This window comes from Caenibius sp. WL (assembly GCF_019803445.1).
GTDB lineage: Bacteria > Pseudomonadota > Alphaproteobacteria > Sphingomonadales > Sphingomonadaceae > Caenibius.
In genome coordinates this window covers 1,131,314-1,156,185 of sequence record NZ_CP081844.1, presented here as the reverse complement: position 1 = coordinate 1,156,185, position 24,872 = coordinate 1,131,314, and the positions used below count along the sequence as shown (strand labels likewise).

General features: G+C 63.6%; 22 protein-coding genes. 4 read left to right on the top strand and 18 right to left on the bottom strand.

Annotation, left to right across the window (positions count from 1 at the left end; genetic code table 11):
• Positions 1–12: 12 nt before the first annotated feature.
• Together K5X80_RS05430 and K5X80_RS05425 are read right to left on the bottom strand one after the other, a co-directional pair.
• Positions 13–198: a YbdD/YjiX family protein gene (locus K5X80_RS05430; RefSeq protein ID WP_222559826.1), complete on the bottom strand. Its 186-nt coding sequence runs from the start codon at positions 196–198 to the stop codon at positions 13–15.
• Positions 195–2,216 (bottom strand): carbon starvation CstA family protein, encoded by a 2,022-nt coding sequence (locus tag K5X80_RS05425; protein WP_222560387.1) that lies wholly within the window; start codon positions 2,214–2,216, stop codon positions 195–197. Before K5X80_RS05425 ends, K5X80_RS05430 begins: the two co-directional genes overlap by 4 nt.
• Before the next feature lie 331 nt (positions 2,217–2,547).
• Here K5X80_RS05425 and K5X80_RS05420 point away from each other — a divergent pair, with 331 nt between their 5' ends.
• From K5X80_RS05420 to K5X80_RS05410, 3 genes are read left to right on the top strand one after another with little or no spacing between them, the layout of a single operon-like run.
• The gene (locus K5X80_RS05420) at positions 2,548–3,768 is read left to right on the top strand and encodes an MFS transporter (protein ID WP_222559825.1); all 1,221 of its coding nucleotides are present in this window, start codon (positions 2,548–2,550) and stop codon (positions 3,766–3,768) included.
• Positions 3,765–4,988: a hypothetical protein gene (locus K5X80_RS05415; RefSeq protein WP_222559824.1), complete on the top strand. Its 1,224-nt coding sequence runs from the start codon at positions 3,765–3,767 to the stop codon at positions 4,986–4,988. Before K5X80_RS05420 ends, K5X80_RS05415 begins: the two co-directional genes overlap by 4 nt.
• Entirely contained in the window at positions 4,985–5,500 is a 516-nt protein-coding gene (locus K5X80_RS05410) for a nuclear transport factor 2 family protein (protein WP_222559823.1), read from the top strand. Before K5X80_RS05415 ends, K5X80_RS05410 begins: the two co-directional genes overlap by 4 nt.
• Before the next feature lie 11 nt (positions 5,501–5,511).
• Here K5X80_RS05410 and K5X80_RS05405 read toward each other — a convergent pair whose 3' ends face one another.
• The 7 genes from K5X80_RS05405 to K5X80_RS05375 all read right to left on the bottom strand — a co-directional run bounded on the left by K5X80_RS05405 (position 5,512) and on the right by K5X80_RS05375 (position 14,821).
• Positions 5,512–7,044 carry a DUF1254 domain-containing protein gene (locus K5X80_RS05405; RefSeq protein WP_222559822.1) on the bottom strand — a complete coding sequence of 511 codons (1,533 nt, stop codon included), beginning with the start codon at positions 7,042–7,044 and terminating at the stop codon, positions 5,512–5,514.
• A gap of 6 nt (positions 7,045–7,050) precedes the next feature.
• Positions 7,051–8,241 (bottom strand): MFS transporter, encoded by a 1,191-nt coding sequence (locus tag K5X80_RS05400; protein WP_222559821.1) that lies wholly within the window; start codon positions 8,239–8,241, stop codon positions 7,051–7,053.
• Positions 8,242–8,287: 46 nt separating this feature from the next.
• On the bottom strand, positions 8,288–9,127 hold the full coding sequence (locus tag K5X80_RS05395; RefSeq protein ID WP_222559820.1) for a TauD/TfdA dioxygenase family protein: 840 nt from the start codon (positions 9,125–9,127) through the stop codon (positions 8,288–8,290).
• A gap of 10 nt (positions 9,128–9,137) precedes the next feature.
• Positions 9,138–11,315: a TonB-dependent receptor gene (locus tag K5X80_RS05390; RefSeq protein WP_222559819.1), complete on the bottom strand. Its 2,178-nt coding sequence runs from the start codon at positions 11,313–11,315 to the stop codon at positions 9,138–9,140.
• Between the two features lie 156 nt (positions 11,316–11,471).
• On the bottom strand, positions 11,472–12,644 hold the full coding sequence (locus K5X80_RS05385; RefSeq protein ID WP_222559818.1) for a TetR family transcriptional regulator: 1,173 nt from the start codon (positions 12,642–12,644) through the stop codon (positions 11,472–11,474).
• A gap of 188 nt (positions 12,645–12,832) precedes the next feature.
• A complete protein-coding gene (dmpG, locus tag K5X80_RS05380; protein WP_222559817.1) occupies positions 12,833–13,870 on the bottom strand; it encodes a 4-hydroxy-2-oxovalerate aldolase in 1,038 nt (345 codons plus the stop codon).
• Positions 13,871–13,882: 12 nt separating this feature from the next.
• A complete protein-coding gene (locus K5X80_RS05375) occupies positions 13,883–14,821 on the bottom strand; it encodes an acetaldehyde dehydrogenase (acetylating) (RefSeq protein ID WP_222559816.1) in 939 nt (312 codons plus the stop codon).
• 121 nt (positions 14,822–14,942) lie between these two features.
• On the opposite strand from K5X80_RS05375, the gene K5X80_RS05370 reads away from it, so the two are divergent.
• Complete coding sequence (locus K5X80_RS05370; RefSeq protein ID WP_222559815.1) at positions 14,943–15,704, top strand: IclR family transcriptional regulator; 762 nt, start codon at positions 14,943–14,945, stop codon at positions 15,702–15,704.
• A 4-nt stretch (positions 15,705–15,708) separates the two neighbouring features.
• Here the strand turns inward: K5X80_RS05370 and K5X80_RS05365 are convergent, their stop codons facing one another.
• The 9 genes from K5X80_RS05365 to K5X80_RS05325 all read right to left on the bottom strand — a co-directional run bounded on the left by K5X80_RS05365 (position 15,709) and on the right by K5X80_RS05325 (position 24,837).
• On the bottom strand, positions 15,709–16,737 hold the full coding sequence (locus tag K5X80_RS05365; RefSeq protein ID WP_222559814.1) for an FAD:protein FMN transferase: 1,029 nt from the start codon (positions 16,735–16,737) through the stop codon (positions 15,709–15,711).
• Positions 16,738–16,755: 18 nt separating this feature from the next.
• On the bottom strand, positions 16,756–17,568 hold the full coding sequence (locus tag K5X80_RS05360) for a DUF4198 domain-containing protein (protein ID WP_222559813.1): 813 nt from the start codon (positions 17,566–17,568) through the stop codon (positions 16,756–16,758).
• 40 nt (positions 17,569–17,608) lie between these two features.
• A complete protein-coding gene (locus K5X80_RS05355; RefSeq protein ID WP_222559812.1) occupies positions 17,609–18,121 on the bottom strand; it encodes a DUF2271 domain-containing protein in 513 nt (170 codons plus the stop codon).
• Between the two features lie 17 nt (positions 18,122–18,138).
• Complete coding sequence (locus K5X80_RS05350; protein WP_261390645.1) at positions 18,139–18,810, bottom strand: PepSY-associated TM helix domain-containing protein; 672 nt, start codon at positions 18,808–18,810, stop codon at positions 18,139–18,141.
• 102 nt (positions 18,811–18,912) lie between these two features.
• On the bottom strand, positions 18,913–20,304 hold the full coding sequence (locus tag K5X80_RS05345; RefSeq protein ID WP_222559811.1) for an ATP-binding protein: 1,392 nt from the start codon (positions 20,302–20,304) through the stop codon (positions 18,913–18,915).
• A 2-nt stretch (positions 20,305–20,306) separates the two neighbouring features.
• Positions 20,307–20,969: a response regulator transcription factor gene (locus tag K5X80_RS05340; RefSeq protein WP_222560385.1), complete on the bottom strand. Its 663-nt coding sequence runs from the start codon at positions 20,967–20,969 to the stop codon at positions 20,307–20,309.
• A gap of 304 nt (positions 20,970–21,273) precedes the next feature.
• Positions 21,274–22,065 (bottom strand): energy transducer TonB, encoded by a 792-nt coding sequence (locus K5X80_RS05335; protein ID WP_222559810.1) that lies wholly within the window; start codon positions 22,063–22,065, stop codon positions 21,274–21,276.
• 171 nt (positions 22,066–22,236) lie between these two features.
• Positions 22,237–24,252: a TonB-dependent receptor family protein gene (locus tag K5X80_RS05330; protein WP_283249236.1), complete on the bottom strand. Its 2,016-nt coding sequence runs from the start codon at positions 24,250–24,252 to the stop codon at positions 22,237–22,239.
• A 153-nt stretch (positions 24,253–24,405) separates the two neighbouring features.
• Entirely contained in the window at positions 24,406–24,837 is a 432-nt protein-coding gene (locus K5X80_RS05325; RefSeq protein ID WP_222559808.1) for a DUF2946 family protein, read from the bottom strand.
• Positions 24,838–24,872: the final 35 nt, after the last annotated feature.

Here is a 24,872-nt window from a genome sequence, read left to right as displayed (position 1 = left end):
TCCACCCCGCAGTCAGCAGCAGCGCCCGCCGCCTTTGGCGCCGAACCGCGCTTCCTCCCGGTTGCGGAAGAATTCCACCCTGCTCAACGGCGCATGATCGGGATGGCTGGCCGCCATATGGGCAAGATAGGCCTCGTAACTCGGCTGGCCCACCATCATCCGCGCGGTTTCGCGCATCATGGCCCACAACCGCTTCATTGCGCCGCCGCCGTGGCCGGCAGCACTTCTGACGCGGTCGGCCGGTCCGCGCGGTAAGCCGCGATGCAGGTGCGGATCGTGAATCCCAACAGCGACAGCACCACCAGCAGGAACACCACGCACAGGGCGCCATCGATCCTGTCGTTGAAAATGATCTGGCGCATTTCATCCATCGACTTGGCCGGAGCGAGCACTTCGCCGCGCGCCGCCGCGCCTGCGAACTTGGCCGCGTGAGCGAAGAAGCCCACCGCCGGATCGGGCGAGAGGATCTTCTGCAACCCGGCGGTGACGGTGCACACCAGCAGCCAGGCCGCAGGTGCCGCGGCCACCCAAGCATAGCGGGCGCGCTTCATCTTGAACAGCACGGCGGTGGCCAGCATCAAGGCGACAGCGGCCAGCATCTGGTTCGAAATACCGAACACCGGCCACAGCGTGTTGACCCCGCCCAGCGGATCGGTGACCCCCTGATAAAGGAAGAAACCCCATGCCGCCACGCACAGCGCGGTGGCGATGATCCCCGGCACATGCGAGGTGGTGGAGCGCATCGACGGCACTGCCAGCCCCATCAGATCCTGCAGCATGAACCGCCCGGCGCGCGTCCCTGCGTCCACCGCCGTGAGGATGAACAGCGCCTCGAACAAAATGGCGAAGTGATACCAGAACGCTTTCCAGCCGGGCCCGCCGACCACATGGGCGAAGATTTCCGCCATCGCCACGGCCAGCGTGGGCGCGCCGCCGGTGCGCGAGACAATCGAATGTTCGCCCACGTCGCGCGCGGTCTGCGCCAGAACATCGGCCGAAATCGGAAAGCCCATCGCCGTCACCGCCGCGGCCGCGCTGGCCGGATCGCCGCCGGTGATCGCGGTCGGGCTGTTCATGGCGAAATAGAGCCCGGGATCGAGAATCGAAGCGCCGACCAGCGCCATGATCGCCACAAACGCTTCCATCAGCATCCCGCCATAACCGATGATCGGCGCATCCGCTTCGGTGGCGATCAGCTTGGGGGTCGTCCCGCTGGCGATCAGGGCATGGAAGCCCGATACCGCGCCGCAGGCGATGGTGATAAACAGGAACGGGAACAACGCCCCCGACCACACCGGCCCGCCGCCGTCCACAAATTGCGTCACCGCATGCATCTTGAGCGGCGGGGCCATAATCACGATCCCGATAGCCAGCGCGGCAATGGCCCCGATCTTGAGGAATGTGGACAGATAATCGCGCGGGGCCAGCAGTAGCCACACCGGCAGCACGGAAGCCACCGCGCCGTAGCCGATCAATATCCAGCACAATTGCACCGGCGTGAACGTGAACAACGGCCCCCAGAACGGCGAAGCCGCGATGTTCTGGCCATAGACGATGGCAAGAATCAGCCCGACGAAACCGAGCAGGGAGACTTCACCCACCCGGCCCGGGCGAATCCAGCGGGTATAGACTCCCATGAACAGCGCCAGCGGCACAGTCGCCGCCACGGTAAACATGCCCCACGGGCTTTCCGCCAGCGCCCGGACCACGATCAGCGCCAGCACCGCCAGGATGATGACCATGATCATGAAAGTGCCGAGCAAGGCGATCGTGCCTGCCACCGCGCCCATTTCCATGCGCACCAGTTCGCCGAGCGAGCGCCCATCGCGGCGCATGGAAATGAACAGGACCATGAAATCCTGCACCGCGCCTGCCAGCACGACCCCGGCAATGATCCACAAGGTGCCGGGCAGATATCCCATCTGCGCGGCCAGCACAGGGCCGACCAGCGGCCCGGCACCGGCAATCGCGGCGAAGTGATGCCCGAACAGCACCCGCTTGTCCGTCGCCACATAGTCCAGCCCGTCAGCGCGATAGACGGCCGGCGTCGGCCGAGACGGATCGAGCCGCATCACATGGCGGGCAATGTACAACGCGTAATAGCGATAGGCGACGAGGAAGCAGCATACGGCGGCAACCACGATCCACAGCGCATTGATCGCTTCCCCCCGCGATACCGCGACCACCCAGAGCGAGAACGCCCCGACCAGCGCCATGACGATCCATGGCACGTGCCTGATTCCGAAGGAGCCCGCACTGGATGTCCGCTCAAGAGCTGCCACGAAAAATCCTCCACCTGTTGCACCGCGTGGGCGGCCCGGCCCTTTATCGTTCCGATTCCGGCGGATAACCCGCACAATCATAAAAGGTTGCGCCCATCTGGCGGTTCGCGCAAGATCGCTGTTGAAAACAGGAACGGATCGGAGAGACACTTGCAACGCACAGGCGGCCCTGCGCCCATTCGCGCAGCGCCCACGCCCTGATCGTATCGGCTCCGCCACCATCGGTTTCCCATTTCCGGCAATCAGACACATCCTCAGGCAAGGCATGGCACACAGCGCGACAGAGCAATTGAAAGCGGTACACGGCCTGCGATGGGCTGCCCTGTTGATCGTCATGCTTTCAGGGCCGCCCCTGATCTCGCTGACGTTTTCCACCATTGCCCCCGTCATTCCGGCCATGGCGCGCTATTTCGCCGGCCATGGCGGCGGCACTTTCTTCGCCCAGTGGATCATGACGACCCCGGCGCTGGGGCTGATGATCGGCGGCACACTGGGCGGCTATCTGATCGACCGGATCGGGCCCCGTTCGCTGATTATCACGGCGTTCGCGGTGTTCGCCCTTGGCGGTTCGGCTGGGCTGTGGATCGACCATCCGATAGCGTTGCTGGTCTCGCGCTTCCTGCTCGGCCTGGGGGGAGCGTGCGTCGCCACCGGAGCCACCTGGCTGATCGGCGAACGGTTCGACGAAATCACCCGGCGCAAGATGATCGGTATCCAGGATTCGCTCGCCGGGGTCGCAGCGATGAGCGCGGTACTGCTGTCGGGCGTACTCGCCGCGGCGGGTGGGTGGCGGATGCCTTTCGCGATCTATCTCGTCGCCGCGCCGCTGGTCGTTCTGGCGCTGATCGCGGTTCCTTCCATCGCCACCGGCGGCGCGGATCGCGCGGCGACGCCCACCCGCACTGTGGTGTCCTCGCTCTGGCCGATCTACGCCCTCGTGCTGGCTATGGCAGGCCTGATGATGATGCCCGCGACACAGGTCCCGTTCCTGCTCGAACACAACGGCATCGTCAGCCCGGTCCTCAAATCCCGCATCATCGCGTGCAGTGCCGCGCTTTCCATCGTTTCCGCCGCGCTCTACGCCCGCGTGCGCCAGAAGCTGGGCGAACGCGGCACATTGAGCGCGATCCTGATGGCCTTTGCATTGGGCACGATCACGCTCAGCCAGTCGAGCGGGGTGTGGAGCGCGGCTGCCGGCTGCATGTTGCTGGGCACCGGCACCGGCCTGTTTTCCCCGCATTTCGCCGCTGTGCTGATCGCGCGGACACCGCATGCCGCGCGCGGCCGGGCCATCGGACTGATGTACAGCGCGGTTTTCCTCAGCGAATTTCTCAGCCCGCTGGTGATCCTGCCGCTGCGTGAAGCATTCGGGGCCAAGGGCTGCTTTCTTATTCTGGGCCTCGCCTTGCTGACCGGATTCGTGATTTCCGTCCTGCAACGGCGCGGCACACCCCCACCATCCATCGTAGAGAGGAGCGAGATATGACCGACGCCAAAGCGGCACAGCGCCTGTTGACCGGGCAAGCCTGGGACGATTTTTGCGAGACGGTCCGCCTCACCGGGCATGAGATCGAACGCTGGGGCGATGTGCCCGATGATCTTGATCGCGCCGAATGGTATCGCCATCTCAGCCGCCTGCTGCGCAACGGGCTGGAACGCTTCGTCGAGAACAGCGAGCCCGCTCATCCGCGCCTGCGCGACACTCCGTTCCGCTGTTCGATCAACGCGCAAACGCCCGATCAGGATCATCTACTGTCCGAATGGTATGAACCGGGCCATTCCTATCGCGTATGGGGCAATCGCGGCACTCTGCCCTATTTCGTGATGGCGGCATGGAAAGCCAACCAGGATCGGACGGTGGGCGCACGCGACTGGGCCGACAAGGGGGCGGACAGCGTCAAGGAATTCGATCCGGCGATGCTGTACACCACCGATTTCCTCCAGAGCGATGCGATCCGTTTCGATGCCGAAGGCAATTTCGAAGTGATCTGCAGCCCGGAGAAACCGGCTGATGGGCGCGACTGGCTGAAGATCGGGGATGACACCGTCGGGCTGCTGATCCGGCTGGTGCACAAGGATCGCGACGCCGAAGTGCCCGCCACTTTCCATATCGAGCGGCTCGACCAGCCGAGGCAGCGCCCCGTGCGGCCGGAGGAACTGGCGACCAATCTTGCGCGGGCCGCGCAGATGGTGCGCGGCTATGCCGAACTGGAACGGAGCTGGTGGTTCGACAATCTGGCCACCCGGGCCAACCAGTTGCAGTTTTCCCGCACGGTCTATCTCAGCAACGGCGGGGTGGCCGACCGCCATCACGCGTTCGGCATGTGGGAAAAGCCCAAGGATATGGCGCTGGTGTTCCACTTCGCCACGCCGCCTGCCGAATACTGGATTTTCCAGTTGCTCAATATCTTCCAGGAAAACCTCGACACCTATGAGCATAAGGGCGGCTATATCAACGGGATGATGGCCCGCCATGAGGCCGACGGCACAGTGCGGGTGGTGATCGCGGAGGAAAACCCGGGCATCGGCGGCAACTGGATCGACAGCTTCGGCCATGTGCACGGCACAATGAGCCTGCGCTTCATCAAGTGTGCGGAGCCGCCGCAGGTCGCATCCTATCTGGTCCCGCTGGCCGATCTCAAAAAGCAGGGCTGGGATATGCTCACCGACGATATCGCCATCCGCAGCGGACAACTCGTCGCATGAGCGCCGAACGGTTCACACTGCAGGACCTCGCCGACCGCGCGGAAATCGCCGATCTTCTCGCCCGCTACAGCCGCGCGGTGGATCGGCGCGATTTCGCGGCTCTGCCTGCGCTCTACGCCCCCGGCGCGGTGCAGGATCATGGCGAAGCATTCTGCGGCGAAGCTGCGCTGTTCATCGAATGGCTGCGCCAGACCATGGGCACGATGAAGACGCAGCACCTCGTCGCCAACATGCTGATCGCCATCGACGGAACCGAGGCGCAAGGCGAAATCTACACGATCAACACGCATATCTTCCCCGGCGAACCGGCCACGCAGATGACGGCGGGCGGGCGCTATCTCGATCATTACGTCAAGCGCGAGGGGCGGTGGCTTTTCGCCCGCCGCCGCCGGGTGATCGACTGGTCCCGCGAAGAACCCGCCCGGCCCAGCCCCTATACCACCAGATCGGCACAAGGGACCTGTGGGCCGGACGATCCCTCTTTCGAGGAACTGCCGCTGCTGGCGGATTAACCGCCAGCGGCTTACTTGCCGGTGTTGAGGATGATCGCAGGCATTGGATAGGTCCCATCGATCAGCGGCGCCATCGGCCCGTAATAGCGGGCGGCAAGCTGGAACGTGTCACCTTTGGCGACAGGCAGCCAGTTGCGCGCCTGTTCCGGATCACTCGGCCGGTCGGCTTGCAGGTAGAACGTCACTTTCCCGTCCTTCTCGGCGAAAGCGCCCGCCGCAACCTGATAGCTGGTGGTGCTGTAGCGATTGATCGGGTTGGGAATGAAATAGCCCGCCGAATCATAAACCGGCAGTTCCCAGAATTCGGTGACCGGCGGCATGTTCGCGCGGTCGAACGTGATCGTGTAGCGCTTGTTGCCGTCCAGCACCTGACCCGTGCTGTCGCGGAAGATATAGGCGATAGTGTGCGACTGATAGGGCACCGGCGTGCCCCAAGCCACATCGTCCGAACCAGCCTTGGCGACATAATCGAGATCGTTGTGGAACAGCGAGGATTGCAAGCGCCAGCCGTTCATGTTGACAAGGCTCGCCTCCAGCGCGTCTTTCGCCTTCTTGCGGGCCGCATTGAAACCGGCCTGGGCCGCCGCCACCTGATCCGGGGTCAGCTTTGCCGGATCGAGCAGCACGCCTTCGCGCAGGCCGAGCTTCGCCAGTTCTTTCAGAACGGCCACTTCACGCACGGAATCGCTGCGCTTCGTGATTGCCGGATCGTTGATCGCGAGGCTGAGAAGCTGGAGATAGTCGCTCGCCGTCATCGTGCGGCCGTAATCGACGATCTGCTTCATCCGTGGGAAGTGGCGGTAGGTTGCTTTCTCGATCGGCTGCTGCGCCAGCGGCGGTACCTTGCGGCCGTTGGCCTGCCACAGGCGGAGCGGAGCGGCGAGCACGCCGTTCACCGCCTTGCGCGCGGCCGCCATGTCGGCTTCGCTGCGGTCGGTCACCGCCACCCGCACCGCCAGCGTGAAACTGTCGGACGTGGCGCGATAGACCTGGGTCGAACGGAACTCCGCCGGAATGGTCCCGCGCCAGTTGGGGCCGACGATGATATAACGCTGCGCTTCGTTCCCGGTGAACTGCGATCCCACCATCATGAACCAGTTGGCGTTCTGATCGCCGGCCTGCACGCTCCAATAGCGGCCATCGCTCACCGCCGGGGCCTCGATCACCAGCGGATCGCGGGAAACATCGAACGCACCGCCGGAATAGAGCGTCGAAGCGTTCACCGTGGTGGCATAGCGCACCGATGCATCCATCAACTGGTTGATCGGTTGCATCCGGTTGATCCCGCGAAAGGCAGGCTGGCCTTCGAACTGGGTATAGACATAACGCAGTTCATAGAACCCCGCGATATTGAGGCCCCAGTAGAACGCCTCTGCCGTCAGTCTTTCGATCTCCTTGTTGGACAGGCCCGCATCGAACCCGCCTGTCGGCAGTTCCGGTGGGAGCGTGGCAGCCTGCGGTTCAGGCTGGGCCGCAACCACAGGCTGGGCGATGCCGCCGAACACCAGCAAAGGCAACAAGGAGATCGCGAGACGTTTACGCATGAGCAGTCATTTCCTGAAGGATGCCCTGACGGGCAGGATAGCGATGGCCACGAACACCAGGACCATCAGATAGATTTCAAAGGCCGGCAGATAACTGCCGGTCTTGTCGAAAGCCGTGCCGACGATATGCAGTCCGAGCAGATTGAGCGGCAGGAAGACAGTGGACATCAACCCCATCGCCCGCCCCATCGACGGCACGCCGAAACGTCCGCCGACCAGCATGCCCCACAGCGGCAGAACCCCGCCCACAGCGGGCCCGGTCAACGCAGCCACGGTGAACAGTGTCGGATAAGCGGGATTGGCGATCAGCATTGCCAGCAGGCAAGCATTAAGAACGATAACGACGAGAAACAGCCAGCGCGGATCGATCTTGTCGGACAGGGCGCCGATGCCCAGTTTACCCAGAACCGCCGTACCCGAAATCACCGACATCAGGGCCGCCCCCTGATACGCGGTGAAGCCGCGATCGGTGGCATAGGCGATCAAACAGGACAGCAGCGCGCCGTTGATCGCCATGATCGATCCCACCGCAAACGCGATCAGCCAGAAATCTCGGATCAGAAACAGATTGCCCGGCTGGTCCACCGCCTGCGCGGCCGCTTCGCCCTGCGCGGGGCGATCCGACCTGTCGGGCAGCAGGATGAATGCGAACAGCAGCACGATCAACGAAACGATCGCGGCAAACGCACCCATCGCCTGCCGCCAGCCGAAGGTGTCGATGAGGAAAGTCAGCACCGGGACCACCAGCAGGCCGCCGGTGGACGAAGCGACCGACACCACGCCGAGCGCCAGCCCCCGCTTCTCGGTGAACCAGCGCGCGACCAGCGTCGAGGCGGCGAGCGGCCCCAGCGCCGCGCCGCCGGGCGCCAGCAGGAAGAACGCCGCCAGCAGGGCAATCACCAGATTGTGACTGACCGCGATCACCAGCCAACCAGCCCCGAACAGCGCGGCCGCGCAGGCAATTACCAGACGACCGGAAAACCGGTCGAGCGCCCGCCCGATCAGGGGCGAGAACACGGCCATACCGACCAGCACCACCATCAGACCGCGATTGACCTCGGCGCGAGGGAGGCCGAAATCGAGCGCCAGCGGCTTCAGCAGCACGGAAAATCCGTAGGAAATGCTGCCGATCGCCACCATCTGCGCAAAGAACAGCAACGCCAGTGCAAGCCAGCGAGGCGGTTCCCGGACTGGCACGATTATATCCGTGGGAGTTTCGTACCTGTCCGTCGCTTCCATGATCCTACTCCGCTGTCGGGCCGACCGGGCGGTCACCCATTATTGTTACTCTTTCGAGGCAACGATAACCGGAATAGTCCGCAACGCCATAGTGCTGTGTCGATCGATTATCCCAAAAGGCGATCGCGCCCGGTTCCCAGCGGAAACGCACCTGATATTCGGGCCTTTTCACTTCGTCGAACAGCAGCCGCAGCAAGTCTTCGCTTTCCGCCGGATCGATATCGGCGATGGCCGTGGTGAAGCCGCTGTTGACGTAAAGCACCCGTTCCCCCGTTTCCGGGTGGATGCGCACCACCGGATGCCGCTGCGGCGGATGCTTGGCGGTGAACCCCGCGCGCTTTTCGGGCGTGTCGAGATGGCGCCCGAACGACACCAGCCCATCATGCCAGGCGTCCAGCCCATCGATCCGCTGGCGGACCTTTTCCGGCAGCCCGGCATAGACCGCCGCCATATTGGCCCACAGCGTATCCCCGCCCAGCGCCGGCAAAGCCGTGGCTTTGAGGATCGACGCCGCCGACGGCACATCGCGGAACGTCGTGTCGCTGTGCCAGAAATCCGCGGCGGGCGCCTGGCGCCCTTCCGAGACATCGCCATCGGATGCGATTTCCAGCAATTCGGGAAAATCGGGATGGACCGACAGCGGGTGCACTTCCAGTTCGCCGAAAGCCTTGCCCAGCGCCACGTGATTCGCCCGCTCCAGCTTCTGGTTGCGGAAGAACAGCACCTTGTACCGCAACAGCGCCGCGCGCACTTCGGCCACTTCGACAGCCGAGACGGACATCAGGTCGATCCCCTCGATCTCGGCGCCGATGAGCGGCTGAACGGGTTTGACCGTTATTGCCATGCTATCTCCTTCAGAATGATGCCGTCAGATCGAGACCATAGCTGCGCGGCTCGCCGAACAATGCACCGAAACGATCGGGCAGGCCCACGGCCCCTTCGAACACGAGGTATTCCTTGTTGGTAAGATTGCGGCCCCAGGCCGACAGCCGCAGGTCCAGCTTGCCCGCCGGAATTTCCGACAACGTCAGCCGGGCATCGAGCAGGCCGTACTTCGGCAGGATCTGCCGCTTGTCGGCCACCGAGGCATAAGCGCGATCCTGATAGCTGTAGTTCACCGAAGCGGAGAAATTGCCGATGCTCGTCTTCGCGAATTCATAGTCCGCACCGAGATTGAGGCTGTTGCGCGGGATATTCGTGAAAACGAAATTGTCGGCGATGTTCTCGCCATTGAGACCGATGATCTTCTTGTGCTTCGCTTTGGTATAGCCATAGCTGGCCGTCAGCGTCAGCCCGTCCACCGGCATCGCCGTCAGATCGATTTCCGCACCATAAATCCGGGCCTTGCCCGCGTTGAGCACGTCGGTGCGCGTCGGGTTGTTCGGATCGGTCTGCATGTTGATCTGGATGTCTTTGTAGTTGGCGTTGAACAACGCCACATTCAGCCGCAGACGACGATCGAACAGGTCGGACTTGAAGCCCAGTTCATAAGCGGTGAGGCTTTCCGGACCGAACCCCTGATTGAAGCGCTGGGTGCTCGATGCGCGGATGTTGAAGCCGCCCGACTTGTAGCCGCGCGAAACCTTGGCATAGGCATTGACTTGCGGGTTGATGTCATAAGCGATGATGAGTGTCGGGCTGACATTGGAATAGGCATTCCGGCCCGCCCCCGCGGGCAGCACGTTCACCGCACCGTTGGCCTGGGTGATGACGTCCTGCAGCGTCGCCTGCCGCTTGTCGCGCGACCAGCGGGCGCCGACCGTGAGATGCAGACGCTCGTCAAGGCCCGCCGGAGTCCACGTGCCCTGGCCATAGACGGCATAGGCGCGGTTCTTGGCGGTGACTCTGCGATCGGTGCGAACCGAGGCCGCGGTTATCGTGGTGTTGGCTGAACGCGCGCTTTCATCGAAGTAATAGGCGCCCAGAACATATTCGATCTGGCCATCGAGAGCGCTGCCGAGAAGCTGGAATTCCTGGCTGAACTGTTTCTGGCGATCGTCGAAGGAGTTGACGAACAGCGGGAACGGCCCGACCGCCCCGGTCAGATAGTTCTGGTTCGATTCATTGTGCAGGCGGCGATAGCCGGTGAGCGAGCGCAGTTCGAGATGATCGCCGAGCTGGAAACTGGCGGTCAGATTGTGCCCCTGCGCCCGCACATCGTTGCGACGCAGATTGGATACGTAGCGCGAACTTTCGGTCGGGCGGTCGATCATTTTCGGATAGATCGGCATGGCCACGAGATAAGCCGGCGTATCGCCGATATCGCTGCGGTCATAGCTGTAACGGATATCGATATCGGGAGTCGGCATCCACCGCACCGCCGCGCGATACCCATCGCGGCGCTGATCGCCGAAACGGGAAACGCCGGTGCCGCGATTCTTGACGTACCCGTCCTTTTCGCTGTGGACGTAGCCCAGTTCCACCGCCAGCGTTTCACCGAGAGGGATATTCAGCCGGGTGCGGGTGCGCAGGTAATCGTAGTTGCCCACGCTGACCACCTGCTTGGCTTCGAATTTGCCCAGTTGCGGCGGCCGCGATACGAAATTGATTGCCCCGCCCGTGGCGTTGCGCCCGTAGAGGGAGCCCTGCGGGCCGCGCAGGACTTCGATCCGCTCGATCTCGGCAATATCGCTGGCCAGGCCCTGGCTGCGGCCGACATAAATCCCGTCGACATAGACCGCGACACTGGGATCCTGCGTGATCTGGTCATCGATATTGCCCACGCCGCGAATGAAAATCCGGGTCGTGGTGGCGCTGTTCGGATGCGGGGTCATTTGCAGATTGGGCACTTCCGACTGCAGGCCGGTCACACTGGTGATGCCGCGGGCTTCGATCGCATCGCTGGTGAGCGCGGCGACCGAGATCGGTGTCTTCTGCAACGACTCCGCGCGGTGCTGCGCGGTAACGACGATTTCAGCGATGCCGCCTTCAGCACTCGGCGCTTCCTGCTCCTGCGCCAGAGCTGCGGGTGCGAAACCAGCCAACCCAACAGCGAGAGCGAGGCACGCGGACGAATTCAGAAAATGCTTCATAAATCTCCCCAAACCCAAATGACTGAATTTTTGAACAGTCTCAGGCTAGCTATATTTCCCTCAAATCCTCGAATTACCGCCGATAGGATTCGAGATTTGAGGGAAATTTATCCGAATCCTTAACATCCGTCAAGGATCGACTTTATATATGTACAGTCAGGATTGGCCGAACAGGCGATGGAGCCAGATTTCCGCCGTATCATCAAGGAAAGCCGCGCGCTGCGCCTTGGGCAGAAGCAGCGCCTTTCGCGTCAGCGGCGTAGTCGCCGATGACCAGATGATCCCATCCAGCCGGTCCACCGCATAGCCGCGCGCGCGCAACCAGCGCACGGCGGCAAGCCCGCGAATCCAGCGGAAGGTCGCCGCCAGATTGCCGAGATCAGGAAGCATCGCCGCAGCGTTCATGAACGCCGTCAGCGCGGCAAGCTCGCTGCGTTCTTCGCTGTCCGCGTCGAGTGCAATGCGGGAGGGGAATTTCGGCGGCGGCACATGCCCGGCGATCACCGCATCGATCGCCCGCATCTGCACCACCCGCGCCGCATCCACCACGATATCTTCCTTGGTGGGATAGAAATAGGTGGTCGCGGCCGCTGACAGCCCGGCCTCTTTGGCGATATTGCGATGCGTCAATCCGGCGATGCCCAATCGCCCACTCAGGCGGATTGTCGCTTCGACAATCTGCTGCTTGCCTTCAGGCCGTGCCTCATCCTCCAGCGGAGCAAGATCGCCTGCCGTCTCGCGCAGAATCACCGCCGCTCCGTGCAGGCGCGCGAACAGGCGCGTGATCGCCTGGACGATCATCGCATTGCGCCGCGCCGCCACCCGATCAAGAATCGCATAGGGGATAAGGCCCAAGGGCACCGCCACGCACAGCACGCGGGCGTCCTCAGGCAGGGCATCCACGGCGGGCAGCGCGCGCCAGAAGGTTTCGGCATCGCCATACATGCCCGCCACCACAGCGCCCGCCTGCTGCGCCTGCGCGGTGACAGCCAATGCGCGCGCCATATCGTCGCTCGCCGCGAAGGCCCTGCCCTCTGTCGCGACAAGTTCGATCAGCGCGGCGCAGATGGCGGAATGCGCATCCATGTCCCCCACCGCTTCGGCGCGCAAGCCCGCCACAATCGCTTGATAAGTCGCCAAAAGCCGCTGACGCAGCGCCTCCAACGCCGCCAGCAGCAGCTTTTCCCGATTGCCGAAATGATAGACCACCGCCGGCGGGGTTAACCCGGCCCGCTCGGCAACGGCACGCATCGTCAGGTTGCCGATCCCCGCTTCGATGCACAATTCACAGGCTATTTCGGCAAGGCGCACCGCCGCTTCACTGGACAAACGTTTAGTCCCATTCTATTCGTTGCCGGGAACGGCATGGCAGACATCGCAGCAAACGCCCAGCCCCAAACGTCATTCAGGGGTTTGCGGCGGGCCACGCCACGAAAAAGGGCCGCACAATGGCGGCCCTTTCCAATTGGCTATCGTGGTGGCGGAGCAAGTCCACCATCCGATGCGCGCAAAAATGCTCAGGCTTTTTCCTTGAGCATATCGAGCGCGACGTCGACGATCATATCTTCCTGTCCACCGACCATCTTGCGGCGGCCAAGTTCGACGAGGATCGCACGGGTATCGATACCGTAGGTTTCCGCCGCCTTTTCCGCATGACGCAGGAAGGACGAATAAACCCCGGCATAGCCGAGCGCGAGCGTTTCACGGTCCACCCGCACCGGGCGATCCTGCAGCGGACGGACGAGGTCTTCAGCCGCATCCATCAGCGCCATCACGTCGCACCCGTGATTCCAGCCCTTGCGGTCGGCCGCGGCGATGAACACTTCTAGCGGCGCATTGCCCGCACCGGCGCCCATGCCCGCGAGGCTGGCGTCGATGCGCACCGCGCCTTCCTGCGCCGCCACGATCGAGTTCGCCACGCCCAGCGACAGGTTGTGGTGCGCGTGGATACCGCGCTGGGTTTCGGGCTTGAGCACCTTGTCATAGGCCCGCAGGCGATCACGCACGCCATCCATGTCGAGCGCGCCGCCGCTGTCCGTCACATAGACGCACTGCGCACCGTAGCTTTCCATCAGCAGAGCCTGCTGGGCGAGCGCTTCGGCATCGATCATGTGGCTCATCATCAGGAAGCCGGAAACGTCCATGCCGAGATCGCGGGCGATCCCGATATGCTGCTTCGACACGTCCGCCTCGGTGCAATGCGTTGCCACGCGCACCGAGCGCACGCCGAGATCGTAAGCGCGCTTCAGTTCCTCGACCGTGCCCACGCCGGGCAGGATCAGCGTGGTCAGCACGCTCTTTTCCAGAACCTCGGCCACCGCGCCGATCCATTCCCAGTCGGTGTGCGCACCGAAACCGTAGTTGAAGCTCGCGCCCGAAAGCCCGTCGCCATGGGCGACTTCGATCGCATCGACGCCCGCGCCGTCGAGCGCCTTGGCAATCGCCTGCACGTGATCGATGCCATACATGTGGCGGATGGCGTGCATGCCATCGCGCAGAGTCACGTCCTGGATGTAGAGCTTGTCGCCCGCTTCGACATTGAAAGTGCTGGTCATTGGTGCGTCTCCTCAGGCGTTCACAGCGGCCATGCGGCGTTCAGCCAGCAGTTCGCCGGTTGCCTTGGCGGCGGCGGTCATGATGTCGAGATTGCCCGAATAGCTGGGCAGGTAATCGCCCGCGCCTTCGACTTCGAGCATGATCATCGTCTTGATGCCGGTGAAATCGCCCATGCCGGGGATTTTCAGCTTGTTGTTGTCGCCGAAGCGTTCGAACTGCACTTCCTGCTTCAAACGATAGCCGGGCACATACTTTTGCACTTCGGCCACCATCTGCTTGACCGACTGGCGGATCGTTTCCTCATCCGCGCCTTCGGACAGAGTAAAGACGGTGTCGCGCATGATCATCGGCGGTTCGGCCGGATTGAGAATGATGATCGCCTTGCCCTTGGTCGCCCCGCCGACCTTTTCGATGGCGTTGGCGGTGGTGCGGGTGAATTCGTCGATATTGGCGCGCGTGCCGGGGCCTGCCGAACGCGAGGACACCGAAGCGACGATTTCCGCATAATGGACTTTGGCCACCTGGCTGACGGCCGCGACCATCGGAATGGTCGCCTGCCCGCCGCAGGTCACCATGTTGACGTTGGGCGCATCGAGATGTTCACGCATGTTGACCGGCGGAATGGTGAACGGGCCGATCGCGGCCGGGGTCAGATCGACGACCTGAATACCGTCGGCGCGCAGCGCCTCGTCATGCACCTTATGGGCGTAAGCGCTGGTCGCATCGAACACGATACCGATTTCGGGATAGACCGGCAGCTTCTGCAGGCCTTCCAGCCCTTCGTGCGTCGTCGCAATACCGTGCTCGCGAGCCATCGCCAGGCCTTCGCTCGCCTCGTCGATCCCGACAACCGCCACAAGCTCCATATTCTGGGGATGCTTGATCATCTTCATCATCAGGTCCGTGCCGATATTGCCCGAACCGATAATCGCCGCTTTCACTCTCGACATCGTAACCTTCCTTAAGACGACGCGTGCACCGGGCGCGCAGGATCGCGCCACGGCTTTCCCACCCTATCTAGGAAGAAGCCGGACTTGAATCCAGATAAGCATGCGCCATATTTCTCATCATATGAGCAAGGGAACCCCTGTCCTGTCTTCGTTCCAGCGCACGCTGGCCATGCTGGAAGCGATCATCGCCGATGGCGGCGAACGCTCGGTCTCCGCCATCGCCCGCGCCATCGGCATGCCCATCGCCACTGCGCACCGGCAGGTGGCGACGCTGGTGGCGGAAAACTATCTCACCCCCGCGGGCAACGGGCGCCACATCGCGGGCACGCGGCTGCTCGGCCTGTTGCACCGGCTGGACGAGAAGCAGGTTATCGCCAATGTCGCCGCGCCCGTGCTGCACGATCTGGCGAGCCAAGTGCGCAGCGTCGTCCAGCTCGGCACTTTCGAAAACGACATGGTGACTTATCGCATCAAGACCGGCCGGGGGGCGAGCGGCCTGTTCACCAAAGTCGGCATGCAGCTCGAAGCCTACTGTTCGGGTATTGGCAAAGCGCTGCTGGCCCATCTGCCGGAAGATCAACTGCACACCTATCTCGCCAATGGGCCGTTCGTCCCACTGACCGGTAATACGATCACCGATCCCGCCGCGCTGGCGGAGGAACTGGAACGCGTCCGCCAGACGGGCATGGCGGTGGACAACGGGGAAATCACCGAAAGCCTCTATTGCATCGCGGCCCCTATCCGCATGGCCGATGGCCGCGTGCCTGCCGCCATTTCGATTTCCCGGACTATGGCCCAGATCGATCCTGCATACGAAGCGGAAGTACAGAAGCTGCTGCTCAGTGCCGCCCGCACCATCGAACGGCAGATGCCGGTGGTCTGAAGCCTCAATCCTGCCTAGGCTCGTCCTGCGCCCACACTTTCCACGCGGCACTTGTCCGCACGGCATTGCGGGACACCACCCGGGCGGGCAGGCCGTACGCATCGGCAAAAGCCATCGCCTTTTCACCGTCCAGCACCATCAGCACGGTCGCCAGCGCATCGGCCTGCATGCATCCCGGATGCAAGGCGGTTGCGGACAGCACGTCATCGCCGAGCGGAGCCCCGCTGACGGGATCGAGACTGTGCGACCAGCTTTGCCCATCGCTTTCGCGGCGGCGGCGGTAATTGCCCGATGTCGCCACCGCCCATCCGGTCAGGGCGATCCGGGCATGGGGCGCATCGCTGCACGGCGGAATGTCGATATCGACCCACCACGGCATGCCATCCGCCTGAACGCCCACGCCGCGCAATTCCCCCCCGATTTCGAGCAATGCGTGATGCACCCCGATAGCTTCCAGCCAGCGGATGCCGAGATCGACGGCAAACCCTTTTGCGATGCCTGAAAGATCGAGCGTGAGCCCGCCGGGCTGCACCGCGATGCGCCCGCCGTCTTCCAAGATGCAATGCCGCCAATTCGGCCCGCGCGCGGTGGAAACGGCTTTCTCGTCGGGCGTTTGAATGGGTGCCGCGCTGGCGCCGAAGCCCCACAGATCGCTCGCCCCGCCCAGCGTGGGATCGAATGCGCCCCCGCTCGCCCGGGCGATTTCCAGCGCACAATCGAGGACATAAGCGAATTCGGCTGACAGCGGGAAACGGGTGCCGGGCGCCGCGCGGTTGAAACGGCTGATTTCCGAATCCGGCTCCCACTGGCTCATCTGCGCGATGACACGGGCAAACCCCTGTTCCAGCAGGGAGCGCAGACCGGTTTCCGGCAGTTCCGGCGGCACCACCGCCGAGAGCGCCCAATATGTGCCCATCGTCTCTCCATCGAGACGGAGCGCGCGCCCACCAGCCAGCGGACGCAGGGTATCGGGAGAAAGATGCGGGGGCAGCAGCAGTTCGCCGACTTCGCCGCTGCCCCCCTGTATCGTCATCCGATCACGCCGGCCCGATCAGGACGGCAGGAATTCCAGCACGCCGGTGTAGGACGCGCGGCGGCCCGGCTGGCCTTCCTTGCCGTCCACCGACTTGGTGGTTTCCAGATAATACATGCCCGCATCCTTGACGTTGAGCGTCACTTCGCCCTTCGCGTCGGTGGTGAGCTTCTGGGCGCCGTCGTTGTCGCGATAGCGCGTGCCACCTTCGACGAATTCGATCTCAAGACCCGCGGCAGGCTGCCCGTCGAACAGGAAGCGCATCACCGCCGGTTCACCCGCGGCAAGATCGGTCGGGTGCGTGACCGGGATCATTTCGACCCCGTGCCCGATCGGCTTCAGCGCCGTATCGTTGGGCGTGCCAAGCGATACGAAAGTTTCCGTGCGCGAAATGGATTCGTTGATCTGCACGTTGGTCGCACCGGCGGGGATCTTGCTTATTTCCTCGCGCGTGCCGCGCCAGCGCTGGCGTTGCCCGTTCAGTTCGTAAAACCCCATCAGGCCCTCGCTGGTCAAAGCGATGCGATAGGTGCCCTGCTTCTTCAACGGCACATCGAACGCGCTGCGATACTTGCCGGAACCGATGATAGTGGGCTGCACGGTCTGGCCATCGGGCCCGGTGATCGCCAGATTGTCGAGCGCCAATGCATGATGTTCGAACACGAACAACTGGTTGGACACGGCGGCATCCACCGAGGCGGTGGCTTCATCCCCCGCGAACACCGTCATCGACGGCAGCAGCCAGCGGCGATGCGCTTCGGCCGGCGTGGACATGAAGGCACCGAGGCCGATGGCAAGACCGGCGGCAATCAGGCTGGCTCTGGCAAACATCCGTATTTCCTCTCTATTTGCAGACGGCGACCGGGTCGCTTCAAGGTTTCAGAATCAGGCTGACAGCACCCAGTTCGGATTGGCCTTGGGCCGATCCGGTTTGCGTCCCGCGCGGCGGCCACTGGAACGGAATGGCCAGCGTTTCGCGTCCACCCACTTCGCGCGCGGCCTCTATCCGCAGCTTGTAGGCACCCGGCGCGAGCTTGCCCAAGGGCCGCACGCCGTCCCGGAATTTGAGCGCATAACGCCCCGGCCCCTGCGTCGGCCCGCTGACGCCGTTGACGGGCATTTTGAGCGTCCGCCCCGTGCGCCGCCACCAGGTGCGCATGTCGGGCAGCCATTTGGTGCCTTCGGCGTTGCGCATATCGACATCGTACCAGACTTTGAGATTGGCGACCGCCTGGCCCGCTTCGTTTTCAACCCAGACCGCGACGTAGGGTTTGTGATATTCCGCAACGCGCAGCCGCGGAATTTCGACGTTCACCGTCATCTCGCCGGCCACCGCCGGGGTTGCGATCAGGCCCGTGGCCAAGAAAGCGATAGTTTTGCGCATGAGTTGGTCCTTCGGCGTTAGTGCATCAGGAAGACGAGAAGCAGCAGCGGAATAATTACGCCCGCACCGACGATCGGCCAGGTGGACGGCCGCCGTTTGGAATGGACCTGCAGGAGGAGAAAACCGGTCAGGCTGAAAATGACGCAGGCGGCAGCGAAAATATCGATGAACCACGACCACGCCACGCCCGTGTTGCGGCCCTTATGCAGATCGTTGAGATAGGCGACCCAACCCCGGCTGGTGGCTTCGTAAGTCACATCGCCGCTGACCCGGTCGATCGCGACCCAGCCATCCCCGCCCGGGCGCGGCAACGCGATATAAAGCTCGTCATCGTTCCATTCCGGCTTACGGCCAGCCACGCTGACAGCGAGTTCCTTTTCCAGCCACTGCGCCACCGGCTGCGGGACCGGGGCTGTGCCTTTCCCGCTTTCCACCAGCGGAAGCAGGGTTTCGGGAAGAACCTTTTCCTCGGTCTTCACCACCGGGTTCGCCTCGATGGAGGCGGCATGATTCAACGTGATTCCCGTAATCGCGAACAGCAGCATGCCCACCAGACAGACCGCGCTGCTCATCCAGTGCCAGGTATGGAACTGGCGCACGAGAAAAGGCGGCAATCCGCTCTTCTTCGCCTTGCGCGGCCGCCCGGCCCCGGCACTGGCTGAGGGAATATCGCTTGTCTGCATGTCCATCGGGATAGGAGCTTTACTCAAGTTATGAATTTGCGTGGTCTAATTGAGAATAAAGATCAATAGCAAAATTGTGTCAGTGTGTATCAAGGGCTGGACACCTCTTCATCCGCCAGAATGGGGCGCAGAGCCATCCCCATTGCCACCGGCTTCGGAAGGAGGGGCATCCGGCGGCGCGGCAGGCAGGACGATCCGCACGGCCAATCCGCCCAGACTACTGCTTTCCAGCGCGAGCGTTCCGCCCTGCGCGGCCACGCTGCGGGCCACGATCGAAAGCCCAAGCCCCGCCCCCTTCGCCTCGCCCCCGCTTCGCGCCCGGTCCATGCGCTGGAACGGCTGCAAGCATGCTGCACGGTGTTCCGCCGGAATGCCAGGGCCATCGTCCTCCACCGTAATCAGAGCCTGCACGCCTTCCTCACCTGCCAGGCTCACGTCTATCCGCTGGGCATAGCGGCGGCTGTTGCCGATCAGATTGTGCAGGATGCGCGTCAGCACCGCGGCGCGCGCATGGAGAGTGAAAGAGCCCGGCCCGGCATAGTGGACCTCGGCCCCGGTATCGCAGGCATCGTCCACAATGGTCGCGATCAGTGCGGCGATATCGACCAGCCGTGCAGGCTCATCCATGCCGCTGCGGACATAGGCGAGCGTGGAATCGATGAAATGCTCCATCTCCGCCAGATCCTGCTGGATGGCCTCGTGCACCTCATCATCCGCGATCAGTGCGGCGCGCAGCCGCAAGCGCTGGATTGGCGTGCGCAAATCGTGCGACACGGCGATCAGCGCCTGCGTGTTGTCTTCCATCATCTGCAACAGCCGCGTCTGCATCGCGGCAAAGGCGGTGGCCACACGGCGCACCTCGTGCGGGCCGGTGGGATCGATCCGCGCGGCGTGATTGCGCCCGGTTTCATCGGCGGCCGCGGCCAGCCGGGCAAGCGGGCGCACCAGCGCATGCACCATGGCCAGCGCCGCGCCGCACACCACGCACACCAGCGCCACGTGCAGCAGCAACACGACCCACACCGGCAGCGGGGCGCTGAGATAGCCCGCCACTCTGAACGACAGGAACGATCCGTCCCGCAGTTCCACCAGCCCGATCAGATCGCGCTGCCCCCCGCCACCGGAGGGCAGGAGGCTGAGATGGATTTCGCGCTTCCGCAATTCCGGCGCCTGCTGCACCAGCCGCGCGCGCAGATTGGCAAGCTGCGGCGAAAAGGCGCTGTGATCGGTCACGACACTGCGCCCCACCCAGTTCAGCGCCAGACCGGCCCTTTCCCGCGCATGGACCGCCCGGGCCCGTTCATCCGGCGCGGTCTGCTCCGCCGCATGCGCCGCGTCCACCAATTGCCGGGCGATGTTCTGCGTCTGGCTGTCGGACACAAGTTCGCGATCCTGCCAGCGATGCAACGCATAGGTGCCCAGCGCTTCCACCAGCACCGCCGCCAGCAGGACCAGCGCGATCCGCGCCACCATGCCGGTGCCGCGCCCGGTCCACACCACGATCAGGAACCTGTCACATCGGCGGCGAACATATAGCCCACGCCCCGGATGGTGCGGATCAGGTGGTTGCGCTGCCCGCCCAGCTTGCGGCGCAAGCGGCTGACCAGCACATCGATACTGCGGTCGGTGGAATTGCCGATCCTGTGGCGCACCAGTTCGATCAGCCTTTCGCGCCCGATGGTGCGCTGCGGATGGCGCAGGAGCGTTTGCAGCAGGTCATGCTCGGCCGCGGTCAACGGCACTTCCGCCCCGCTGGGCGCAAAAAGCTCGCGCCGCTTGGGGAAATAGCGCCAGCCCGCGAAATCGAGCTGGGTCACTTCGAACGCTTCGGGCGGAATGCGCGATTCGCCTGCCCGGCGCAGCAAGGCCCGCACTCTGGCCAGAAGTTCGGACCGGCCGAAAGGCTTCGCGATGTAATCGTCCGCCCCGGTATCCAGCCCCGCCACCCGATCCGCTTCCATCCCGCGTGCGCTGATGATGATGATCGGCACTTTGCTGTATTCGCGAATCCGGCGGCACAGCGTCAATCCGTCATCGCCGGGCAGCATGATATCGAGCAGGATCAGGTCGACCGGGTTGGATCCGCGATCCGCCATCGCCCGCAGCAATTCCTCGCCATCGGCAGCGCCGGTCGCATGATAGCCGTTTTCCACCAGAAGCCGCATCAGCAAGGTGCGCAAAGGCGGATCGTCCTCGACGACAATGACATGCGGGACAGGTTGGGCGATATAGCGGGCTCCGTCTTCAGCCACATGGCCCCCCGGATTTCCCGATGCCTTTGAAATGCCGCCACTCTGGGAAACCGATTGCAACACAGTTCCGCTCCATCATCGCTTCACGAATGCGATCTGCTCGCAACGGTTCACATATGGGGTATCCCCCCCCGATCCTGCAATGCGCGAACCCGAATGGCAGCGCGCGGCCACTTCGGCCACCCACGTCATTCCTGCGAAAGTGATCGGAAAATGCCTAATCCGCGTTTTTCAGGACGAAGGGTATTTCAACAACACCTTTCATCAGGACCGGCTTGCCATCCTGGATCAACGGGGCCCAGCGCCATTTGCGCACGGCGGACAACGCGGCCTGATCCAGGCGATCGAAACCGCTGCTGCGCGCCACGGAAATATTTGCCACCCGGCCATCGAGGCCGAGCGTAAGCGAGAGAACCACCGTGCCCTGTTCGCGCTTGCGGCGGCTTTCCATCGGATAGCGCGGCGGCGAACCCGAGGTCATGCGCACCGAAAGATCGGACACCTGCACTGTGCTGGGCGGCGCCGGCGCGGCTATTACGGAGGGCTGGGGGGCGATGGCCGGTGCCGATACGGGCGCAACCGGGGCTTGCGGCTGCGGATCGGGCGTCGCCGCCACTGGCGGCGTGGGTGCGATCCGGATCGGCGGACGCGGGGCGGCGATTTCGGACTGAGGTGGCGGAGGCGTGTCCGGAGAGGGCGGCGGAGGCGGTGGCGAGGCCATGAGATCGACCACTGTCAGCCGCTCACGCCGCTTTTCCTGCGGGGCCTCGCTGCGGATCATCAGGACCGCGGCCAGCACGATGGCATGGATCATGGCGGTTACGATGATCGCGGTGATATTGGGCCGGCGCGTATCGCCATAGCGGGCAGCCGATATGCGCGGACCCTCGTCATTCATGCGGCCATTCGCACCGGGGGACAGCACACCGACCTCGACAGGGATCGGCGCACGCCGCAGGGCAGACGGCATCGCCCCTTCCTCGCTCCGATAATCCGCGCCGTCGAACATGACCGATTTCATCCCCTTCGGATCATGCCCCCGTGTCCGAGAAATTAATGCGAGTCAATCTCATTCTCATTGGAACAGGCGTAAAACCGCCGCCGCTGTCTCGTCTCCCATTCCCTGAAAGGCCAGAGCCGGACAGTGTTCGCTCCATCGCCCGGCCCAGGATACCGGTGATCAGAACCGCGCGCGCACGCCGCCGAACACTGCACGGCGCTCCACCGGATAGTAGATCGCCGACGCCGGTCCGGCCGCGATCACCGCGCTGATATCGCCCACGGCCTTCTTGCCTGTGAGATTGCGCGCATCGAAGAACAAATCGACTCGATCCGATACCCGCGCCCCGGCCGTCAATCCCAGCAAGGCATAGCCAGGCGTGCGCACGGTGTTGGCATAGTCGGCCCATGCCCCTTGTGGCACCCATTCGAAATTGGGGGCGATATGCAATTCGTCCGACCCGAACCGCAGTTCTGCCCGCATCATGTGGCGCGGGATCACGGGCAGACGATTGCCGCCGAACTCACGATCGCGGCGGAAGCGGAAGTCGCTGTACTGATAGACTTGCCGCAATCGCAGCCAGGGGGCGAGATCGAGCGCCAGTGCCGCTTCGATCCCCTGATGGCGGGTGCGCCCGGCGTTGAACGTGGACGCCGGAATATCGCTGCCGACGGTATATTGCAGCATCTCGCCTTTCAGGTCCGCGCGATAGAACGAAACATCCCACTGTGCGATACCGGCCGTGCCGCGCGCGCCGATTTCCGCCGTCCACGCCCGCTGGGCTGAGAGAGGAACGAACTGGCTGATCTGCGCCAGTTCACCAAAGCCAGGCAATTCGGCCGAGCGGCTGTAATTGGCATAGACCTGAACCGTACCCGACGGTTCGAACAGTATCCCGAAGCGGGGCGAAAATTCGCTGAAATCGGCCCGCGCCGTGACATTACGCGCGCCACCGGCGGTCACATTGTAGGTTTCATGCTGGCGGCGATAGCCATCGGCATAAATGCCCCCGACAATAAGGCTCAACCGTTCGATCGGGCGATAGCGCAGTTCGGCATAGAGATTGGCGGTACGGGCGCGCTGGTCGGCGGCGAATGTCACCTTGCCCTTCCTGCCGTTCACGTTGACGAAGCGGCGCGAATCCACGGTGCCGAAGCGGGCTTCCCCACCCACGGTCAGCGACAGGGGGCCATCGGCCCATTCCAGCCGTGCGAAAACACCATGGTCGCGCGATTCCTGATCGATCACCTGATAGATCGGATGATCGAGCGACTTGCGGTTGTAGAACACCCCGAAATTGAGCTGCGCAGCGCCCAGCGCCACCCTGGTGCGGTTCTGAAAGCGCACGGAATCGATATTGCGCGCCTGATCGCCCATGAAATTGCCCGTTTTCGGATGGGACAGCGCCTGCGCCATGGTCAGGGCGCCCGGCAGATCCTGTTCGATGTGGTTGTGGCTGGCGTAGAATCGCGTTTCGATCGTATCGCTGAGGCGGATCCCCAGATTGCCATGAAACCGCAGCGATTGGCGGCGGGCATGCTGGCGGTCCCCGTCCGAGGTGTCGGCGCTCACCGCCCCCCAATAGTCCATTCTACCCGTTGCCCCGCCATAGGATGCGAGCCCGCGCAACGTGTCGAAGCTGCCCGCATCGGCGCGGAAATAGAGCCCACGCGCATCCCTGCCGTTCGGCGTCACGCCGTTGATCGCGCCGCCCAGCGTGCCCGAACCGAACCGCAGCGCATTGGCCCCTCGATAGACTTCCAGATGGTCGAAGAAGATCGGTTCCAGTTCCTGAAAATCGCCGTTGTCGTCCGCCAGATTGATCGGCACACCATCTTGCAGCAGTGTCAGCCCGCGCATGTGATAGCCGCGTGAAAGGCCCGATCCGCGCACGGACAGGCGCACTTCCTGCCCATAGCGCGGCTGGAGATAGACTCCCGGCGAATAGGCCAGCGCATCGCGTAACGAGACAAGCGATTTGTCGGCATAGTCTTCGTAACCGACGACATCGGTGCCCCCAGGGGTGGCCCGCGCCTGCTGTTCTGCCTGATCGCTGGCCGAACGGCCGGTGACGATGATGATATGATTGTCGCCCCGGTCGGCATCGCTGCCGCTTTCGGCAAGCGCGGGGGTAGCGAGAAGCGATAGGGTGGCGGCGGCAAAAGCCCAATTGGCGGTGTTCACGCTGTTCTCCATCTGACAGCTATCGTGTGATCGGCCAGCCCGGCCACCCGCATGGGCGGATGGTGCACGGTGGCGATCACCAGGAAGGCGGAAAAGCCGATACGGCCACCCTGCGCGCGCCTGTGAACAGGTGAACGCGCGGATGGCGGAGATCAGCTCAGAATGTCAGACGAAGCTTGGCGGCCCGCGCAATGGCGGCCGCAGATAGGCGATCGGCCCGAACGGCAGACGCCGCGCCGGGGCGAGCCCCAGCGCAAGGATAATGGCAAAAGCCAGCGCCAGCAGCGCGGGCGAGGCCCCGACCACCGCCGACATCGACAGGGAAGAATAGGCGCACTGCCCGTCCGCCTTGCCCGCAGCGCTCTTTCCGTCACCCTTCGCCTGCCCATCGACCGGGACAGTGACATTGGCAACCGCCGGCCCATCTTCGCTGCCGGTGTGGCAGAGAGTCAGAGTCAGAACGCGCGTGGATGAACCATCCAGGCTGCTGGAAAGCATGTAGCCCACCGGCAGCAGCACTTTCATGCACAGGGCCAGCGCCACCGCGAATGCGGCCAGGCCGCGATGGCCGAGCAGAAAGGTGCGCAAGGCGTGCATGGGAGGTGCCTTAGGACGGGCGCAACGGTTTGTCA

Excerpts from the sequence above, each read along its gene's own strand:
- K5X80_RS05430 (WP_222559826.1), bottom strand. The coding sequence starts at position 198 with ATGAAGCGGTTGTGGGCCATGATGCGCGAAACCGCGCGGATGATGGTG.
- K5X80_RS05425 (WP_222560387.1), bottom strand. The coding sequence starts at position 2,216 with ATGGCGCTGGTCGGGGCGTTCTCGCTCTGGGTGGTCGCGGTATCGCGG.
- K5X80_RS05420 (WP_222559825.1), top strand. The coding sequence starts at position 2,548 with ATGGCACACAGCGCGACAGAGCAATTGAAAGCGGTACACGGCCTGCGA.
- K5X80_RS05415 (WP_222559824.1), top strand. The coding sequence starts at position 3,765 with ATGACCGACGCCAAAGCGGCACAGCGCCTGTTGACCGGGCAAGCCTGG.
- K5X80_RS05410 (WP_222559823.1), top strand. The coding sequence starts at position 4,985 with ATGAGCGCCGAACGGTTCACACTGCAGGACCTCGCCGACCGCGCGGAA.
- K5X80_RS05405 (WP_222559822.1), bottom strand. The coding sequence starts at position 7,044 with ATGCGTAAACGTCTCGCGATCTCCTTGTTGCCTTTGCTGGTGTTCGGC.
- K5X80_RS05395 (WP_222559820.1), bottom strand. The coding sequence starts at position 9,127 with ATGGCAATAACGGTCAAACCCGTTCAGCCGCTCATCGGCGCCGAGATC.
- K5X80_RS05390 (WP_222559819.1), bottom strand. The coding sequence starts at position 11,315 with ATGAAGCATTTTCTGAATTCGTCCGCGTGCCTCGCTCTCGCTGTTGGG.
- dmpG (WP_222559817.1), bottom strand. The coding sequence starts at position 13,870 with ATGACCAGCACTTTCAATGTCGAAGCGGGCGACAAGCTCTACATCCAG.
- K5X80_RS05375 (WP_222559816.1), bottom strand. The coding sequence starts at position 14,821 with ATGTCGAGAGTGAAAGCGGCGATTATCGGTTCGGGCAATATCGGCACG.
- K5X80_RS05370 (WP_222559815.1), top strand. The coding sequence starts at position 14,943 with ATGAGCAAGGGAACCCCTGTCCTGTCTTCGTTCCAGCGCACGCTGGCC.
- K5X80_RS05365 (WP_222559814.1), bottom strand. The coding sequence starts at position 16,737 with ATGACGATACAGGGGGGCAGCGGCGAAGTCGGCGAACTGCTGCTGCCC.
- K5X80_RS05360 (WP_222559813.1), bottom strand. The coding sequence starts at position 17,568 with ATGTTTGCCAGAGCCAGCCTGATTGCCGCCGGTCTTGCCATCGGCCTC.
- K5X80_RS05355 (WP_222559812.1), bottom strand. The coding sequence starts at position 18,121 with ATGCGCAAAACTATCGCTTTCTTGGCCACGGGCCTGATCGCAACCCCG.
- K5X80_RS05350 (WP_261390645.1), bottom strand. The coding sequence starts at position 18,810 with ATGGACATGCAGACAAGCGATATTCCCTCAGCCAGTGCCGGGGCCGGG.
- K5X80_RS05340 (WP_222560385.1), bottom strand. The coding sequence starts at position 20,969 with ATGCGGCTTCTGGTGGAAAACGGCTATCATGCGACCGGCGCTGCCGAT.
- K5X80_RS05335 (WP_222559810.1), bottom strand. The coding sequence starts at position 22,065 with ATGTTCGACGGCGCGGATTATCGGAGCGAGGAAGGGGCGATGCCGTCT.
- K5X80_RS05330 (WP_283249236.1), bottom strand. The coding sequence starts at position 24,252 with ATGGAGAACAGCGTGAACACCGCCAATTGGGCTTTTGCCGCCGCCACC.
- K5X80_RS05325 (WP_222559808.1), bottom strand. The coding sequence starts at position 24,837 with ATGCACGCCTTGCGCACCTTTCTGCTCGGCCATCGCGGCCTGGCCGCA.